Origin of the sequence: Burkholderia sp. Ac-20344 (genome assembly GCF_017104975.1) — a bacterium.
GTDB lineage: Bacteria > Pseudomonadota > Gammaproteobacteria > Burkholderiales > Burkholderiaceae > Burkholderia.
Genome location: NZ_JAAGPP010000051.1, coordinates 17,213 through 34,580, shown reverse-complemented (window position 1 = coordinate 34,580; position 17,368 = coordinate 17,213). Strand labels below are relative to the sequence as shown.

Annotated in this window: 15 protein-coding genes; 11 read left to right on the top strand and 4 right to left on the bottom strand. The window is 67.2% G+C overall.

The window, feature by feature from the left end:
- Nucleotides 1–58: 58 nt before the first annotated feature.
- From nikC to G3N64_RS18065, 9 genes are all read left to right on the top strand, one after another.
- Complete coding sequence (nikC, locus tag G3N64_RS18105) at nt 59–973, top strand: nickel transporter permease (protein WP_205785164.1); 915 nt, start codon at nt 59–61, stop codon at nt 971–973.
- A 1-nt stretch (nt 974) separates the two neighbouring features.
- Nucleotides 975–1,889, top strand: coding sequence for an ABC transporter ATP-binding protein (locus G3N64_RS18100; RefSeq protein ID WP_205785163.1), 915 nt, complete (start codon nt 975–977; stop codon nt 1,887–1,889).
- Nucleotides 1,886–2,662 (top strand): ABC transporter ATP-binding protein, encoded by a 777-nt coding sequence (locus G3N64_RS18095; RefSeq protein WP_205785162.1) that lies wholly within the window; start codon nt 1,886–1,888, stop codon nt 2,660–2,662. Before G3N64_RS18100 ends, G3N64_RS18095 begins: the two co-directional genes overlap by 4 nt.
- Nucleotides 2,663–3,057: 395 nt before the next feature.
- On the top strand, nt 3,058–3,609 hold the full coding sequence (locus tag G3N64_RS18090) for a fimbrial protein (protein ID WP_089489451.1): 552 nt from the start codon (nt 3,058–3,060) through the stop codon (nt 3,607–3,609).
- A 111-nt stretch (nt 3,610–3,720) separates the two neighbouring features.
- The gene (locus G3N64_RS18085; protein ID WP_205785161.1) at nt 3,721–4,461 is read left to right on the top strand and encodes a fimbria/pilus periplasmic chaperone; all 741 of its coding nucleotides are present in this window, start codon (nt 3,721–3,723) and stop codon (nt 4,459–4,461) included.
- A 208-nt stretch (nt 4,462–4,669) separates the two neighbouring features.
- Nucleotides 4,670–7,267, top strand: a complete 2,598-nt coding sequence (locus G3N64_RS18080; protein WP_205785160.1) for a fimbria/pilus outer membrane usher protein — start codon at nt 4,670–4,672, stop codon at nt 7,265–7,267.
- 9 nt (nt 7,268–7,276) lie between these two features.
- Nucleotides 7,277–8,275: a fimbrial protein gene (locus tag G3N64_RS18075; protein ID WP_205785159.1), complete on the top strand. Its 999-nt coding sequence runs from the start codon at nt 7,277–7,279 to the stop codon at nt 8,273–8,275.
- Nucleotides 8,276–8,435: 160 nt separating this feature from the next.
- Nucleotides 8,436–8,690: a GlsB/YeaQ/YmgE family stress response membrane protein gene (locus tag G3N64_RS18070; RefSeq protein WP_205785180.1), complete on the top strand. Its 255-nt coding sequence runs from the start codon at nt 8,436–8,438 to the stop codon at nt 8,688–8,690.
- A gap of 380 nt (nt 8,691–9,070) precedes the next feature.
- Nucleotides 9,071–9,406, top strand: coding sequence for a type 1 fimbrial protein (locus G3N64_RS18065; RefSeq protein ID WP_205785158.1), 336 nt, complete (start codon nt 9,071–9,073; stop codon nt 9,404–9,406).
- 68 nt (nt 9,407–9,474) lie between these two features.
- Here G3N64_RS18065 and G3N64_RS18060 read toward each other — a convergent pair whose 3' ends face one another.
- The 3 genes from G3N64_RS18060 to G3N64_RS18050 all read right to left on the bottom strand — a co-directional run bounded on the left by G3N64_RS18060 (nt 9,475) and on the right by G3N64_RS18050 (nt 12,423).
- A complete protein-coding gene (locus G3N64_RS18060; RefSeq protein ID WP_205785157.1) occupies nt 9,475–10,347 on the bottom strand; it encodes a LysR substrate-binding domain-containing protein in 873 nt (290 codons plus the stop codon).
- A gap of 106 nt (nt 10,348–10,453) precedes the next feature.
- A complete protein-coding gene (gene bla / locus G3N64_RS18055; protein WP_205785156.1) occupies nt 10,454–11,353 on the bottom strand; it encodes a class A beta-lactamase in 900 nt (299 codons plus the stop codon).
- Nucleotides 11,354–11,562: 209 nt separating this feature from the next.
- The gene (locus G3N64_RS18050) at nt 11,563–12,423 is read right to left on the bottom strand and encodes a peptidoglycan DD-metalloendopeptidase family protein (protein WP_205785155.1); all 861 of its coding nucleotides are present in this window, start codon (nt 12,421–12,423) and stop codon (nt 11,563–11,565) included.
- A 535-nt stretch (nt 12,424–12,958) separates the two neighbouring features.
- Here G3N64_RS18050 and G3N64_RS18045 point away from each other — a divergent pair.
- Together G3N64_RS18045 and G3N64_RS18040 are read left to right on the top strand one after the other, a co-directional pair.
- On the top strand, nt 12,959–13,855 hold the full coding sequence (locus G3N64_RS18045) for a LysR substrate-binding domain-containing protein (RefSeq protein WP_205785154.1): 897 nt from the start codon (nt 12,959–12,961) through the stop codon (nt 13,853–13,855).
- A gap of 487 nt (nt 13,856–14,342) precedes the next feature.
- Nucleotides 14,343–16,511, top strand: coding sequence for a hypothetical protein (locus tag G3N64_RS18040; protein ID WP_205785153.1), 2,169 nt, complete (start codon nt 14,343–14,345; stop codon nt 16,509–16,511).
- 105 nt (nt 16,512–16,616) lie between these two features.
- Here G3N64_RS18040 and G3N64_RS18035 read toward each other — a convergent pair whose 3' ends face one another.
- The gene (locus G3N64_RS18035; RefSeq protein WP_205785152.1) at nt 16,617–17,357 is read right to left on the bottom strand and encodes a sulfite exporter TauE/SafE family protein; all 741 of its coding nucleotides are present in this window, start codon (nt 17,355–17,357) and stop codon (nt 16,617–16,619) included.
- Between the last annotated feature and the right edge of the window lie 11 nt (nt 17,358–17,368).

Genomic DNA, 17,368 nt, shown 5'->3' with positions numbered 1-17,368 from the left:
CCGACATGACCGCTTCCACCCTGCTTCTTTCATCGCCCATGCCGAAGGTCGTCCAACCATGAACGCCGAGCAACTCACGCTGCGCGCGTGGCTGCTGTCCGACGCGCCCGCGTCGCGCTCGCAGGCCGCGCTCGGCCTCGCGTACCGACGCTGGCGCCGTTTCGCCACCAACCCGCTCAACCTGTTCGGGCTCGCGATCCTCGTCGCCCTGATCGTCGTCGCGATCGTCGGCCCGCTGATCATGCCGCACGATCCGCTGCGCCAGGTGCTGTCCGACCGGCTGCTGCCGCCCGGCTCGCCGTCGCACTGGTTCGGCACCGACCAGCTCGGCCGCGACATCCTTTCGCGGCTGATCGCAGGCTCGCGCCTCACGCTCGGCATCGCCATCCTCGTCGTCGTGATCGTCGTGCCGATCGGCCTCTTGATCGGCACGACGGCCGGCTACTGCGGCGGCTTCGTCGACAGCGTGCTGATGCGCATCACCGACATCGCGCTCGCGTTCCCGAAGATCGTGCTCGCGCTCGCGTTTGCCGCCGCGCTCGGGCCCGGCGTGATCAACGCGGTCGTCGCGATCTCGATCACCGCGTGGCCCGCGTATGCGCGGCTCGCGCGCGCGGAGACGATCCGCATCGCGCAGGCCGACTTCATCCACGCCGCGCGCCTGCAGGGCGCGTCGGGCCCGCGCATCCTGCTGCGCTACATCATGCCGCTGTGCATGTCGTCGGTGATCGTGCGCGCGACGCTCGACATGGCCGGCATCATCCTGACCGTCGCGGGCCTCGGCTTCCTCGGCCTCGGCGCGCAGCCGCCGAGCCCCGAGTGGGGATTCATGGTCGCATCGGGCCGCAACGTGCTGCTCGACGCATGGTGGGTCGCGACGCTGCCCGGCTGCGCGATCCTGCTCGTGAGCCTCGCGTTCAACCTGCTCGGCGACGGGCTGCGCGACGTCTTCGACCCCCGCCATGGAGCGTGACATGCCGATGAATCCCGCCCCCTCGCCCGCGCCGCTCTGCGAGATCGACGGCCTGAAGATCGGCTTTCGCGGGCACGACGGCACCGTTACCGATGCCGTGCGCGACCTGTCGCTGACGCTCGCCCCCGGCGAACGGCTCGGCATCGTCGGCGAATCGGGCTCCGGCAAATCGCTGACGGGCCGCGCGCTGCTCGGCCTGCTGCCCGACGCCGCGCGCTGGTCCGCACGCACGATGCGCTTCGCGGGCCACGACCTGCTCGCGATGCCGCCTAGCGACCGCCGGCGGCTGTGCGGCAGCCAGATGGGCATGATCCTGCAGGATCCGAAGTATTCGCTGAACCCGGTGATGACGGTCGCGAAACAGATGGGCGAAGCGTTCCGGCTGCACGAGCCGGGCTTGCGCGGCCGCGCGCTGCGCGAACGGATCGTCGACGCGCTGGCGGCCGTGCAGATCCGCGACCCGGCGCGCGTGGCCGATGCGTATCCGCACGAGCTGTCGGGCGGCATGGGCCAGCGCGTGATGATCGCGATGATGGTGTCGACCGGCCCGCGCCTGCTGATCGCCGACGAGCCGACGTCCGCACTCGACGTCGCCGTGTCGATGCAGGTGCTCGCGGTGCTCGACGCGATGATCGCGCGGTATGGCACGGGCCTGATGTTCATCAGCCACGACCTGCCGCTCGTGATGTCGTTCTGCGATCGCGTCGCAGTGATGTATGCGGGCCGCGTGGTCGAAACCTGCGCCGCGCGCGACCTGCGCGACGCATCCCATCCCTATACGCGCGGGCTGCTCGCGGCGAACCCGCCGCTCGCGAACCCGCCGGACGAACTGCCCGTGCTGCAGCGCGATCCGGCGTGGCTCGAGCCCGCGTCGCACGCCGGCACGCCCGCCGATCGACAGGAGGCCGCACGATGATCGACGTCGATCACGCATCGATCCGTTTCCCGACCCGCACGGGTCACGTCGACGCCGTGCGCGACGCGAGCTTCGCGGTGCGCGACGGCGAGGTGTTCGGACTCGTCGGCGAATCGGGTTCCGGCAAGTCGACGCTGCTGCGCGCGCTGACGGGTCTCGTGCCGCTCGCGTCCGGCAGCCTGTCGATCGACGGACGGCCGGTGGGCGGCACGCCCGATCGTGCGTTTCGCCGTCACGTGCAGATGGTGTTCCAGGATCCGTACGCGTCGCTGCATCCGCACTTCACGGTCGACCAGACGCTGCGCGAGCCGCTGTCGATCCACGGCATGGGCGACACCGATGCGCGCATCGCCCGCGCGCTGTCCGAGGTCGGCCTCGGCCCGGCGTTCCGGTTCCGCTATCCGCACCAGTTGTCGGGCGGCCAGCGCCAGCGTGTCGCGATCGCGCGCGCGCTGATCGTCGAGCCGCGCGTGCTGCTGCTCGACGAGCCGACCTCCGCGCTCGACGTGTCGGTGCAGGCCGAAATCCTGAACCTGCTGCGCCGCCTGCATCGCGAGCGCAACCTGACGATGATCCTCGTCAGCCACAACCTCGCGGTGATCGGCTTCCTGTGCCAGCGGGTCGCGGTGATGCAGCATGGCGAGATCGTCGAGCAGCTCCGGATCGAGGACGTGCGCGCCGGGCAGGTGGCGCGCGACTACACGCACACGCTGCTGAACGCGACCGAAGGCTACCGCCGCCTGGACCCGGCGATCGACGCGCCGGCGGCCTGACGCTCGGCGCTCTGCGAAAGTACGACCCTGCGCGCGTCGCATGACATGACCCGAACGCGACGCGATAGGCCGGCCGCCGTCATGCTCCGTCGGCCGGTCATTCCAGTTCCAGTCCGCTTCGAATAGCGCGACCGCCGGAAATCGGCCCCTCGACCGATTTCCGGCATCGGCATGCCCGCCCACGCGAGCCCCTCCTGCCGGCCCCCACGTCCCTCCGCCCGCCTGCCGGCTTCGTCAAAAATTAGTACGTGTACTAGACGAAATCCTAATCCATTCGTACCAGTCAAATTACAAAATCCTTACGCAAATCGCATAATTTCATCCGAAACGCGCCATTCTGAGATTTAAATTCAACCCGCGCTTTCGAAAACCGAAGTTTATTTGGAGATTTAAATATGCGAATCATCAAGCGCAGCGCAATCCCGTTCCTGCTCGCCGTCGCGAGCGCAGCCGGTTCGTCCGCGGCCTACGCGGCGGACGGCACCGTCAACTTCTACGGCAACGTCATCGCGTCGACATGCAGCGTCGAGGGCGGTTCGGATCTCTCCGTCCCGCTGCCGCCGGTCAGCACCACCGCGCTCGCCGATGTCGGCTCCGTCGCCGGTCGCAGCGCGTTCTCGCTGGCGCTCAAGGGCTGCGCGGTCGGCGATGGCAACCCGGTGAAGGTCGGCGTCATGTTCGAAAACGGCACGAACGTCGATCAGTCGAGCGGCCGACTGACGATCGACACGGGCGCCAAGGCCGCCGAAGGCGTCCAGATCAACGTGCTGGATTCGCAGCAGAAGCTGATTCCGGTCGGCGCGCAAACCGGCGCGAGCACCGAGATGGCCACCATCGATGCCGACGGCAAGGCGAAGCTGAACTACTTCGCCGAATACTACGCCTCGGGCGCCGTGAAGGCCGGCGACGTCAAGTCGCGTGTCGAGTACTCGCTGATCTACCAGTAAGGACGAGACATGGAGGTCGCCGCCCCGGCGATCTCCATGCGTCACGCCGTGCGGCGCGGAAACCGCCGCATCCGCCTGCTCCCTGCCCCAACGATCCGAGTCCGCACGCCCATGAAACTGTTGAAGCTCCTCCGTACGCTGGCCCTCGCCGTCACCGCATTCGCGTCGCAAGCCGATGCGAGCGTCGTGATCGCCGGCACGCGCGTCATCTTCCCGTCCAGCGAACGCGAAGTCACGATCCAGCTCACGAACGACAGCAAGCGTCCGGCGCTGGTGCAGGCGTGGCTCGACGACGGCGACAGCCGCGCGCTGCCCGAGAACATCGACGTGCCGTTCACGCTGACGCCGTCGATCTTCCGGATGGAAGCCGGCAACGGCCAGGCGCTGCGTCTCGTGCATACCGGCGAACCGCTTCCTGCCGATCGGGAATCGCTGTTCTGGCTGAACGTGCTCGAAGTGCCGCCGAAGGCGTCCGCGGCAGAGGATCGCAACCGCATCCAGCTGGCGTTCCGCTCACGCATCAAGATCATGTATCGCCCCGCCGGGCTGGCCGGCAATGTGGACGACGCACCGATGCAGCTCGACTGGCGCGTGGTTCGCATTGACGGAGGCTATGCGCTCGAGGCAAGCAATCCGACACCGTTCGTCGTCAATTTCGGCAACGTGCTGCTGAAGTCGGCCGGGCGCAAACACGACGCCGGCATGGGTTACGTGCTGCCGCGCAGCACGCAACGGTTCCCGATCAAGGATCTCGCCGGCGCGCCCGCCGTGGGCGCAACGGTCGAATTCGGCAGCATCAACGACTGGGGCCGGGCAACCGACATCGAACGTCCGGTCGGCATCGCACCGTAACGCGACCGCGGCCGTCGACACGCACCAACGGCGCGTGCCGGCCGCTTCACCCCTTTTCTTCCACCGTCGTTTCGGCCGTCCCGACGACCGGCACGCCCCCCGAACTTGCCATGCGCCGCCGCAGCGCTGTGTCGCGCAACGCGCACGCCCGTGCGCCTGCACCCGCCGAACGCGCCCGCTCGATCCGAAACTTTGTGGAGTACTACGCATGACCCCGACTCGACCGCCGTGCCACGGCGCGGCCGACATGCCACGCGTCAAGCCGATCCATCTGCTGGTGGCGGCCTGCGTCGCCGCGTGGTCCGCCGATGGCCGCGCGACGACACCGGCTGCCGCGGAAGGCACGCTCGCGCAAGTCGAGTTCGACGGTGCGTTCATGCAGAATCGCCTGGGCAGGAATTTCGACGTGTCGCGCTTCGCCCGGAGCAACGTGACGGCCCCCGGGGTGTATACCGCCGACGTGCATGTCGGTCCCGACTGGATCGGCCGCTACGACGTGCGCTTCGTGGCCGCGCCGGATTCGGGCGACGCGCGTCCGTGCTTCGACCGCACACTGCTCGAGCGCGTCGGCGTCGATTTCGGCAAGCTCGCGCCGGACGTCGTCGCACGACTGGACGGCGACGACGCCTGCCTGCGACTCGACGAAGTCGTGCCGGGCGCCAGCGCCGCATTCGACTTCACGCGACAGACGCTGCGGCTGTCGATCCCGCAGGCATCGCTCGCGCGCAAGGCACGCGGCTACGTGAGCCCCGATCAATGGACCTCCGGCGAAACCGTCGGCCTGCTCGGCTACAACTTCAACCTCTACACGTCGAAGGCCAGCGGCCACACCGCGCAAACGCAAGGCTATCTCGGCCTGAACGGCGGCGTGAACATCGGCACCTGGCGCTTTCGCCACGAAGGGTCCTATTCATGGTCGTCGCGCGGCGAGAGCCGGTACCAGGGCCTCGCGACCTATCTGCAACGCGACTTGCCGTCGCTGTCGTCGCAGCTCGTCATCGGCGAAAGCTACACGTCGGGCGAGCTGTTCGACTCGACGCAGTTCCGCGGCGTGCGCCTGTCGACCGACGACCGGATGCTGCCCGACTCGCTGCGCGGCTATGCACCGGTGGTACGTGGCATCGCGAACAGCAACGCGAGGGTAACGATCCGCCAGAACGACGTGACGATCTACGAGACGACGGTCGCGCCCGGCAATTTCGAAATCGACGACCTGTACCCGACCGGATATGGCGGCGACCTGCAGGTATCGGTCGAGGAGGCCGACGGCTCCGTGCACTCGTTCTCGGTGCCTTATGCCGCCGTGCCGATGTCGCTGCGTCCGGGCATCGGCCGCTACAGCTTCGTCGCCGGCACGCTGCGCAATCCTCATGGCTCGAGCCAGCCGCTGTTCACGCAGGCCACGTACCAGCGCGGCCTGACCAACCTGCTGACCGCCTATGGCGGCGTCACGCTCGCCGGCGGCTACGTGTCGGCGATGCTGGGCGGTGCGTTCAACACGTCGTTCGGCGCGTTCGGCGCGGACGTCACGCATGCGCTCACCACGATCCCCGGCGCGAAGCGCTACAGCGGCTCGAGCGTGCGCGTCAGCTATGCGAAATCGGTCGACGCGACCGGCACCGACATCGCGCTCGCCGCGTATCGCTATTCGACGGACGGCTATTTCGGCCTCGACGACGCGATGCAGGCGCGCGATGCCGCGCGCGACGGTCGCTCGACCCAGTCGGTCTGGCGTCAGCGCCATCGCGCATCGCTGGCGCTGACGCAGCGCCTCGGCTCGACCGGCGGGCGCATCAACGCCACGGCGTCCGCCGTCAACTACTGGAACCGCCCCGGCTCGGACGTCAACTACTCGGTCGGCTATACGAACCAGTTCCGCAACGTGTCCTACAGCCTGACGGCCACGCGGCAGCGCAATGCCGGCGGCGACATGAGCACGCTCTATTACGCCAGCGTCACGATCCCGTTCGGTCGCGAGCGCCCGATGACCGTCTCGGGCAATGTGTCGCGCGACACGCTCGGCCGCACCCGGCTGCAGTCGACGCTGTCCGGATCGCTCGGCGAAGACCACGCGCTGTCGTACAGCGTCAGCGCGAACCACGCGTCCGGATCGAATTCGGCCACGGACGGCAGCGCCAACGTCACGTACCGCACGCGCCTGGCGGAAGTCAGCGCCAGCGCGGGCGCGAGCTCGGATTTCCAGCAGGGCTCGCTCGGCGTGCGCGGCGCGCTGATTGCGCACCGCGGCGGCATCACGTTCTCGCAGCCGGTATCCGAGACGTTCGCGATCGTCGAGGCGCCCGGCGCGGCCGGCGCGCGCATCACGAACGCGGCGGGCGTCAAGGTCGACGGCAACGGCTACGCGGTCGTGCCGTACCTGACGCCATATAGCCTCAATACGGTCGCGCTTGATCCGAAGGGCATCTCGATGGATGTCGAGCTGAAGGAAACCAGCCGGCAGATCGCGCCGCGCGCCGGCGCGGTGCCGCTCATCCGGTTTGCAACCGACACCGGCCGCGCCGCGCTCGTTCAGGCGCGCCAGGCCGACGGCACGCCGCTGCCGTTCGGCGCCGCCGTGCACGACGAGACTGGCAAGGAAGTCGGCGTCGTCGGCCAGGCGAGCAAGATCTTCGCGCGCGGACTCAACGACAGCGGCTCGCTGACCGTGCGGTGGGGCGCCGATTCCGGCTCGATCTGCCGAATCGCGTACGACCTGCCGGTCGCAAAACACCACCGGCAAGCGCCGGGCATCCAGACCGTGACGAGCATGTGCCGCCCCGATTCGACGACCGCCGACACTCAGTAAGGAATCCCTATGTCCCACTTTCGCCAATCGTCCGTATTGACCCGACTCACGATCCCGGCAGTCATGGCGCGCAGGCGCGACGCACGTGGCTGCGTTGCTCGCCACCCGTTTCGCCAGATTGCGGTCGCTTGGTCGCTTCTGCTCGCATGCGTCGCATTCTCGACCGACGCGGCCGCACTCTATGCGTTCGGACAGGCAACCGTTGCCAGCCCCGGGAACGCCACGCCCGGCACCGTCGTCGCGCGTCATTACTTCACACCGCAGGACGTTTGCGGCAAGAGCACCTGCCAGATCACGAGCATCGCGATGTACCCCAAAGGCAGCGTGTGGGCGTCCGACGGCCCCGATCTGGAAACCAACGTGTCCGGCCTGTCCACGCGCATGATCGTCGACGGCAATGTCGCCGTCGCGTCGACGAAGACGACCCTGCGCAACACGCTCGAAATCATGCTGTTTCGCGACAGCCGGCCGCCGCAGGACGGGTCGCTCAATTCGGGCTTGGCCAGCGCCTATTACACGATCTACTACAAGTCCGGCCTCCTCGGCGGGTCGAACCCGGTCAACCTGGCCGCCAAGGTCAGCTTCATCAACGGAACGTGCTCGATTCCCGACCAGACCGTCACGCTGCCGCCCGTGCAGCATCGCGAGTTCAACGGCGTCGGTTCGACCGCCGGCGCGACGGATTTTCAGGTGCAGTTGAACAACTGCCCGGCCGGCTACAACCGGATCGGCTATCAACTGGCGCCGCTGGACGACGTGGTCGCCAGCACGCCCGGCGGGATGCAGCTGCGCCCGGACGCCACGGCCAGCGGCATCGGCATCCAGATCGCCGACGCAGCGACCGGCCAGCCGCTGCCGCTCGGACTGTCGCACACGGTGACGGGCTACAACCGGGCCACCGGCGGATCGCCGTCGATTCGGCTCCGCGCGTCCTACCTGCAAACGGACGCGAAAGTCGGCGGCGGTTCGGTTCATGCCGCGGCGCAGGTCCTGCTCGACTACCAATGAACGACAGTGGCGCGCGCATCCAGCAAGCTGACATCCGCATGACGCGGCGGCGTGAGATACTCAGCCCGCCGCGCGCCGGTTCGGCTCCACAGGGAACCCCGGTGCGCCGGACGAGTCCATGTCCTTTCGTCAACAGCTCAACAGCAATTGGGAGGCGTTCATGCTGCAATTCATCGAAACCCTAGTCGTCGGGCTCATCGTCGGCCTCCTCGCCCGCGCGCTCAAGCCCGGCGACGACAAGATGGGCATCCTGATGACCATCGCGCTCGGCGTCATCGGCTCGCTCGTCGCAGGTTACGTCGGCCGCGCCGCAGGCTGGTATGCGCCGGGCCAGGGCGCAGGCTGGATCGCATCGATCATCGGCGCGATCGTGCTGCTCGTGGTCGTCGGCGCGGTGCGCAAGCGCGCAGGTTAATCGCACCACCACACCGCTCCATGCAAAAACGGCCGCTCATTCACGAGCGGCCGTTTTCTTTTGGCGCATGGCAATTCGCCCGCGCATCGCCTTATCCATTCATCAATTCGTTGATCCCGCAACGACCTGCCGTGACGACCGGCGTTGGACAAGCGCACTTCCGTTGAGCTTACTACACCGGCTTTACCCGAACTTGCTATCTCGCAAATCCGGCATACATTGAATTCAGCATTGTCGCGTCATTTGCTTATATCCAAAAATTGCGATTTTTTCATTCAAGAGAACAGATGGATTTGCCGTTTACGCACCTAGCATCGCAGCGTTGACGGACTGCCACCCGAGCGGCCCCGCTGCGATGCGCTTCCTCTCTGGAGCCTGTCATGAAGCATCGCCTGTTCGCCGCCTCGTTCGTCCTGGCTGCCTCGCTTCTGGGCATGTCCTCGTCCTTCGCCGCCGGCGCGTCCGGCATCATCCACTTCACCGGCATGATCGTCGAACCGCCTTGCTCGTTCGCGCTCGACGCAGCCGACGCCGCGCATGCGCGCGTGCGCCCCGACTGCCCGCGCCCGGCTAGCGGCCAGATCGCGTTCGTCGACGCCGCGAGCCAGCAGGCCATCAAGACCACGACCTTTACTCAGGCCTCGCGCGCAATCGTTTTACCGAACCGTCCGGGCAACAATCAGGCACCGATGATCGCCGTCGTGACGTACCAGTAAAGCCTGCGCCAGCGCGGCCCCCGACGGGTTCCGCGCCGGCGGTTCGGCGCACGCACGCGCTGCGCCGGTCAGTCGCGATGGCGTGCGATCCAGTCGCTGAACGCGCGGATTTTCTGCTGGTTGCCGATGTTCTCGGGATACACGAAGAAGTAGCGCGCGCCCGTCTCGAGCACGATGTCGAACGGCCGTTCGAGCCGGCGCGCGCTGACGTCGTCGTCGACGAGCGTCACGTCGCCGATCGCGACGCCGAAGCCCTGCATCGCCGCGTTCGTCGCGAGATCGAGCGTGTCGAACGTCGGCCCGCGCGCGGGATCGACGCTGCGCTCGCCCGCGTGTTCGAGCCACGCGCGCCAGTCGCGATGGTCGCGGGTCGGATGCAGCAACGTATGACGCGCAAGATCCCCGACCGCGTCGAGCGGCGACGTTTGCCGCAACTCGGGCGCGCATACGGGCGTCAACCGCTCGTCGAACAGCGGCAGCGCGCACACGCCCGCGCCCGGCGACGTGCCGTAGACGATCGCCGCGTCGAACGGCTCGGTCGAGAAATCGACGACGTGCTGCCAGGCGGTCGTGATCTGCACATGGAGATCGGGATGCTCGCCCTGGAAGCGCATGATGCGCGGCAGCATCCAGCGCATCACGCAGGTCGGCACCTTCAGCGCGAGATCGGTGCGCTGCCGCGTGAGCCTCATCGAAATATCTTCGATCCGCGCGAAGCTCTCGTTGACCACCGGCAGCAACTGCTCGCCCTCCGCCGTCAGCGTGAGGCCCTTCGCATGCCGCTTGAACAGCGGAAAACCGTAATGCGCCTCGAGCGTCTGGATCTGCCGGCTCACCGCGCCCTGCGTGATGCACAGCTGCTCGGCCGCGCGCGTGAAGCTGCGGTGGCGAGCCACCGTCGAGAAGATCTGCAGCGCGTGCAGCGGGGGAAGTCGGCGCATGAAGAAGGCAAACGGAAAAACGGCGCGGAAGAACCGCGCGCCGACACCGGCGCGCGCTGTCCGACACGATAAGCCAAACGCCGGCTTTGCGCGAGGCGCGAAAAGCTCAGGCCGCCGCGGTGAGCGCGCCCGCCACGATGCGCGCCGCCGACGCGACGACGTCTGCGCGGGCAGCCGCAGCGGCCTGCGGCTGCGTGAACGACACGGCCATCACGATCGGCGCACGCGACGGCGGCCACAGCACCGCGACGTCGGTCGTCGTGCCGTAACCGCCCGTGCCGGCCTTGTCCGCGATGCGCCAGCCGGGCGGCACGCCCGCCGCAATGCCGGTCGCGCTGCGCGCGCCGCCGGTCATCCATTCCGTCAGTTGCGTGCGCTGCGGCTCGTGCAGCGTATTGCCGAGCAGCAGCCGCTGCAGCGTGTCGACCAGCTCGACCGGCGTCGACGTGTCGCGTTCGTCGCCGGGCGCGGCATTGTTCAGTTCGGGTTCCCAGTGATCGAGGCGGAACGACATGTCGCCGCTCGCGCGCGCGAACGACGTGACGGCCTGCGGGCCGCCGAGCACGCCCATCAGCAGGTTGCCGGCGCCCTTGTCGCCCGATTGCAGCATCGCCACGCAAAGCTGCTCGATCGTCATGCCCGTGTCGACGTGGCTTTCCGTAATCGGCGAGCCCGCCACGACTTCATAGCGGCGATACAGGATGCGACGCGGCAGCAGCGACGCGTCGAGCGCGCTGCGCGCGAGCATTGCGGCGGCCGCGACGACCGCATAGGCCCCGCACAGCGGGAAGCGCTCGCGCGCATGATGGGCGATGCGCACGCCGTTCGACGTATCGAGCGCGGCGACGCCGAGCCGGCCATTCGAGGCCTTCTCGAGCGCGGTCAATTCGGCCTGGGCGGCGTGGGCGCGCCCCTGGTCGGCGACCGGCGCGGACGTGCACGCGGCGACGAACGGCGCGGCAACGGCGGCAAGCAACAGCGAGCGGCGTGTCGGAGAGTGTTCCATGAATGAGGTGGGTTCTGTCGGAAACGGTGGCACGAAGCAACGCGGCGCGCATCGGCGAAGCGCGCCCGGTCACGCCGGCGGCCGGCCCGCGACGGCATTCGCCGCGCATCCCCGGAAGACGACCGTCGGCCCCGCGAAGCGCGGGACTCGCATGAACAGACCCTAGCGTAGCAGCGAGCGCCGCCACGTTCCAGCGAAATGGCCCCGCTTCACCCTTGCGACGAAGGCAGGTACGGCATCGGATTGACCGGCTTGCCGTCGCGTCGCACTTCGAACAGCAGCGCGACACGCGAGTTGTCGAGGTCGCCCATCTCGGCGATCTCGTCGCCCTGGCGCACGATGTCGCCCGTTTTCACGAGCAGCTTGCGGTTGTGCGCATAGGCGGTCAGGAAATCCGCGTTGTGCTGGACGATGATCAGGCTGCCGTAATCGTTCAGGCCAGTGCCCGCGTACATCACGCGGCCGTCGGCCGCGGCGCGGACCGGATCGCCCGGCCGGCCGGCGATCTGAATGCCGCGGTTCTGCCCCGGCCGGAACCCGTCGACGATCTTGCCGTTCGCGGGCCACTTGAGCGCGACACCGCCTGCATGCCGCTTCGTTTCCTTGACGACCTGACGGTCGCTCGCATTCGACGCAGTGGCCTGCATGGCCGCCGGGTTGCTCCCTGCACCATTGCCCGACGCCGACGATGCGGCTACCTGCGCGCCGGCCGCGCCCGGCGGCGGCAACGGCTGCTGCTTGACGATGCGCAGCACCTGCCCCATGCGCAGCCTGCCGTTGTCACCCAGCTTGTTCCAGGTGCGCAGGTCGGCAACGCTGCAGCCGTTTGCGGACGCGATGCCCGTCAGCGTGTCGCCGCGCTTCACGACGTACTTCTGCGCGACGAAAATCGGCGCCGGCGGCAGGGTGGCGGCCGGCGGCGCCGCGGCGGCCTGGCTCGACGGCGACGACGATCCCGCCTGCGTATCGCTCGGCGGGACGGACTGCGTGCTTGCACAACCGGCCATGACGAGCACGGCGGCCAGGCCCGGCAGCCACGCCGCGTTGCGGTGAATCTCGCGCGTTTTCATGGACGATCCAACTCCGGTTTGACAATCTTTCAAGCATCTCAAAAACGGAACGGCCGACGTGTAACCGGATGCAAACAATGATGACAAACGATCACGAACCGGACGCCGGCCGGCATTCGCTACCGGTAATACGGCCCGATCCGGAAAAACTTGATGGTCTTTTTTCAGGAAAACGGAAGAATTTTCGTTTCAGAAAACTATGAAGACCTTTTTTCGATAGGCATGGAGCGGCGACAACCGCCCGCTGCGGTGCGCGCCCGCCGCAAGCCTCAACGCAACCATATGGCGAGTTCGGAACAGGCCCATGCGATGCCGATGCACAGGAACAGCACGTGCAGCGCGATCTTGAACGACACGCCCCACGACGGATCGATCTGCATGACAGGCTCCCCGGTTGATGTGCGGCCATGATCCGCCATCGATCGCGCCCCGAAAATGCGGAACCGGCGAATCGGGCCTCAGGCTGCGCCTGAGACCGCGGCGGCGGTTCCCTGCTAACTTATCGGCCATTCCAACACGATCGCCCCCACCCATCATGCGCTTCGACCTGACCGACCTGCGGCTCTTCCTGAACATCTGCGAGGCCGGCACGATCACGAGCGGCGCCGAGCGTACGCACATCACGCTGCAGGCCGCGAGCGAGCGCATCCGCGGCATGGAGGACGAGCTCGGCGTACCGCTGCTGCACCGGACCAAGTCGGGCGCGCAGGCAACCGATGCGGGCCGCGCGCTCGAACACCATGCGCGCACCGTGCTGCAGCAGATCGACCACATGCGCGGCGAACTGCAGCAATACGGCCAGGGGCTGCGCGGGCATATCCGGCTGCTGTGCAACACCGCGTCGCTGAGCGAATACCTGCCCGACGCGCTGGCCGACTACCTGCCGCATCATCCGAAGCTGTCGATCAGCGTCGAGGAGCGCTCGAGCCAGGAGATCGTGCATGCGATCCGCAACAAGACGGCCGAGGTCGGCATCGTCGCCGATTCGGTCGGGCTCGGCGGGCTCGAACAGAAGCCGTTCCGCGAGGACTGGCTGATCGTCGTCGTGCCGGCCGCACATCCGCTCGCATCGCACGGCAAGGTCGCGTTCGACGCGATTGCCGATGCCGACTTCATCGGCCTCACCGACGGCAGCGCGCTGCAGGTGCATCTCGCCGACCAGGCGCGCGTGCTCGGCAAGCGGATCCGCTATCGCGTGCAACTGAAGAGCTTCGATGCGATCTGCCGCGTGATCGCCAGCGGCGTGGGCATCGGCATCGTGTCGCGCCATGCGGCCGAGCGTGCGATGCAGACGATGGACGTGCGGCTCGTCGAACTGTCCGATCCGTGGAGCCACCGCAGGCTGAAGCTGTGCGCGCGGTCGTTCGACGCGCTGCCGAAGTACACGCGCGAGTTCGTTGCGTTCCTGTCCGGCGAAACCACGCCGCGGTGACGCGCGCCATTCGCGATTGATGCCGCGCTGCACGGCTCGATTCACTTCAATCCTTATGGATAACGTTTTCTCACACAGTCCGGCGATCATGCATCGCCAGAAAGCCATTCTGATCGCCGCTTCCTCATCGATGTCCCGCACTACATCCCGTCTCAACCAGTAGAAATCCCGGTAATTTCCGCGTCACTCGGATCTCGCGCACCACTCCCGCCTTCCCACTATCCGGGTTTATCCCGGCGCATCCGGCGTGAAAGTTCATTGACATCACGCCGATCGCTGCCTAAATTTGGAAAACGTTTTCCATTGCATCCGCGCGACGCCGGTCACGGCCCGTGCAGGGAGAACGCTTGCCCGCTCGAGTGGTGATTCAGGCCGTCCGTCTTCAGGGATCAGGGTTCAAGGCGGCGGCCAGGTACGGGCATCGAGCACGGCAACGGCAACGGCCACACCCGCCCGTCCTTCATCACTATTCGAAACTGGAGACACAATGCATCCGCGCAGCAGATTCGCGCTCGGCGCCGCGCTCAGCGCCCTTTCCGTCCTGTTCGTCAGCGCATGCGGCGGCAACGACGTGACCGACACGCCGCCGTCGTCTTCGCCGCCCCCGTCCACGACACCGTCGCTCGCGTCGAATTCGCTGCAGGCGCTCGTCTACGGCGCGCCCGACACCAGCGTGCCGGCCGGCACGAACGTTCCGGTCACGATGATGGGCCAGATGCGCGCGCTGTTCGACCTGATCCGGAAATCGCCCGACTTCACGCAGGTCGTGATGGATCTCGGCGACGGCACGCCGGTCCACGTGCTCGACACGAACACCGGCGACAAATTCCTGCCGGGCAAGCTCGCGCTCGGCCTGTCGTACATCCTGATCGACATGAAGTCGAAGAACGATCCGCAATACGCGAGCTACCTCGCGACGTACCAGACGATCACGACCGCGATGATGGCGCAGTCGGGCAGCAACTACGTGTATGCGAATACGTCGTGGGGCGAGTACTACTACCTCGTTACGCTGAACAACCTGAAGGCGCACGGGATGCTCAACGAAGTCTTCAGCGACGCGATGCTCGCGACGCTGCAGCAGCGCCTCACCTTCTGCGACATGTTCGGCCCCGATGCGAGCGGCAAGACCAATACGTGCCCCGCGGCCGGCACGCCGATCGACATCGCGTCGCTCAACACCGCACAGAACTACTATGCGGTGTCCTACGGAATTGCCGGGCTGCGCCAGAAGCTCGGCTGGAGCAGCCCGTCGTTTGCATCGAAGACCGATCCGTCGGTCGCGACGATGGGCGCACGCGACGCGCTGCTGTACACGCTCACGAACCATATCCGCAACGACTCGTCGGGCGGGTTCTCGGACGAAGCGTCGAACACGCACACGACCTACTACGACCAGGCGCGCTTCGACCGCTACAGCACGCTACTGATCGGCGAAGTGACCGAGCGCACGTTCGAGATGGGTAACGAGGCGAACCTCACGCCCGAACTGAAGGGCTACCTGCGCAAGTCGGTCGACCTGATCCTGCCGCAGTTGAACGCGAACGGCCAGGGCTTCAACTACGGCCGCTCGATCGGCCCGTACGGCGACTCCGCGTTCATGGAAGTGCTGACGGCCGCGGCCAATGCCGGCGTGCTGACCGACCAGGAGAAACAGGTTGCGTATGCGTTCATCTATCAGGCCGCGCATCGGTTCGGCACGGTCTGGTACGACCCGTCGCTGCCGACGCCGTCGGTGAACATGTGGGTCAAGGGCCGCGGCACGGACGCGTATCGCGGCAAGCCGCGCGTGATGGGCGAGAACTTCAGCCTGCTGCACCAGTACCTGTACGTGAACGCGTGGTGGAACAAGCTCGGCTTCGGCGGCAAGGCGCCGATGGCCGATGCGGACTACGGCGCATGGCTCGATGCGCTGCCGCGCTACACGCTCACCGGGTACAACCAGCCCGGCGACACCGCGCATCCGTACAGTGCGGCACTGCTCACCGTGCGCGACGGCCGGCGCGTGATCAACCTGAACCTCAGCCAGGCGCCCGACTACAACTCGTACACGCCGTACTACCCGGTGCCGTTCTCCGACAAGCTGATCTACGGCACGACCGATCTGGGCTACGCGCTGCTGGTGCCGCAGGTGTCGTACAACGGGAAGACCTATATTCCCGTCACGTACTACAAGAACCTGAACGTCCAGCAAAGCAACGGCCAGGTGATCGTGTCGTTCGACACCACGAAGTTCCGGCTCGCGTCGAAAAACGCCGCGTACACGACGGATCTCGATCTGCAGGTACACACGGTGCTGACGTTCGCGCACGGCTCGGTCGCACGCAGCGATACGCTGAGCACGGGCACGCTCACCGGCAACCTGTCGGTCGAGACGGACTTCACGTCGTTCGCGGATTTCGCGTCGACGCAGGCCAACGGCGACGGCGCATCGGTGACGTACGCGAACAGCGCCGCGACCGGCTATGCGGCGACCGGGTTCGACAACTGCGCGCTGTCCGCCTTCGACACGGTGAACGGCACGACGAATCCGCTGTCGACGACGCCGATCGGCCAGTTGCATTCGAACTTCGCGTGCACGACGAATCCGTTTGCACTCGGCGCGGGCGCGACCCGCACGTTCGGGTGGACGCTGAAGTACGCCGACCCGGCCTGAGCGGTGTGACCCACGTCGGGTGAACGCCCCCGAAGCCGGTTGTTGTCGAAACCGGCTTCGGGATCGTCGCGGACAGCGGGCATCACGCTCGTCGGCCATGCCCGCTCACAGCCACCCCGAAGCCGCCATATACCCGCCGAGCGCGATCAGCCCGACGAAGAAGCAGCGCTTGAACGCCTTCTCGCTCATCACGTGCCGCGCATATTGCCCGCCGGCCATGCCCGCCAGCGCCGGCACGAGCGCGAGCGCCGACACACCGAGATCGACCGTCTGCAGCGCACCCGTCACGCGCAACTGCAGGCCGAGCACGATCGTCGATGCCGTGAACGACAGCCCGAGCGCCTGGATCAGGTCGTCCTTCGACAACCGCAGCGCCTGCAGGTACGGCACAGCCGGCACGACGAACACGCCGGTCGCGGCCGTCACGACACCCGTCAGGTAGCCGACCACGGCCGACAGCCATTTTTCATGGCGGCCCGGCGCGGGCAGCCGCGCGGCGGCCAGCCCCCACAGCCCGTAGAGGATCAGCACCACGCCGAGCGCCGCATGCGTCCAGGTGCTGCCGGCCGCGAGCGCGGGCAGCCCGCCCGTCAGCGTGCCGATCGTCAGGCCGGCGAGCAGCGGCCACAGCCGGCGCAGCAGCGGCCCGAACGACGGGCCGAGCCACAACTGCCACACATTGGTGATGAACGACGGCACGAGCAGCAGGCTCGCGGCGGCCGACGGCGGCATCGCGAGCGTCAGCAGCCCCATCGCGATCGTCGGCAGGCCAAGCCCGATCATGCCCTTGACCGCGCCGGCCAGCAGGAAAACCAACGCGATGATCGTCAGCGTATGAATGTGCATGAAAGGCATTC

Coding starts and splice junctions, on each gene's coding strand:
- G3N64_RS18070 (WP_205785180.1), top strand. CDS start 8,436: ATGCTGCAATTCATCGAAACCCTAGTCGTCGGGCTCATCGTCGGCCTC.
- G3N64_RS18075 (WP_205785159.1), top strand. CDS start 7,277: ATGTCCCACTTTCGCCAATCGTCCGTATTGACCCGACTCACGATCCCG.
- G3N64_RS18060 (WP_205785157.1), bottom strand. CDS start 10,347: ATGCGCCGACTTCCCCCGCTGCACGCGCTGCAGATCTTCTCGACGGTG.
- G3N64_RS18050 (WP_205785155.1), bottom strand. CDS start 12,423: ATGAAAACGCGCGAGATTCACCGCAACGCGGCGTGGCTGCCGGGCCTG.
- G3N64_RS18080 (WP_205785160.1), top strand. CDS start 4,670: ATGACCCCGACTCGACCGCCGTGCCACGGCGCGGCCGACATGCCACGC.
- G3N64_RS18085 (WP_205785161.1), top strand. CDS start 3,721: ATGAAACTGTTGAAGCTCCTCCGTACGCTGGCCCTCGCCGTCACCGCA.
- G3N64_RS18035 (WP_205785152.1), bottom strand. CDS start 17,357: ATGCACATTCATACGCTGACGATCATCGCGTTGGTTTTCCTGCTGGCC.
- G3N64_RS18095 (WP_205785162.1), top strand. CDS start 1,886: ATGATCGACGTCGATCACGCATCGATCCGTTTCCCGACCCGCACGGGT.
- bla (WP_205785156.1), bottom strand. CDS start 11,353: ATGGAACACTCTCCGACACGCCGCTCGCTGTTGCTTGCCGCCGTTGCC.
- G3N64_RS18065 (WP_205785158.1), top strand. CDS start 9,071: ATGAAGCATCGCCTGTTCGCCGCCTCGTTCGTCCTGGCTGCCTCGCTT.
- G3N64_RS18045 (WP_205785154.1), top strand. CDS start 12,959: ATGCGCTTCGACCTGACCGACCTGCGGCTCTTCCTGAACATCTGCGAG.
- G3N64_RS18040 (WP_205785153.1), top strand. CDS start 14,343: ATGCATCCGCGCAGCAGATTCGCGCTCGGCGCCGCGCTCAGCGCCCTT.
- nikC (WP_205785164.1), top strand. CDS start 59: ATGAACGCCGAGCAACTCACGCTGCGCGCGTGGCTGCTGTCCGACGCG.
- G3N64_RS18090 (WP_089489451.1), top strand. CDS start 3,058: ATGCGAATCATCAAGCGCAGCGCAATCCCGTTCCTGCTCGCCGTCGCG.
- G3N64_RS18100 (WP_205785163.1), top strand. CDS start 975: ATGCCGATGAATCCCGCCCCCTCGCCCGCGCCGCTCTGCGAGATCGAC.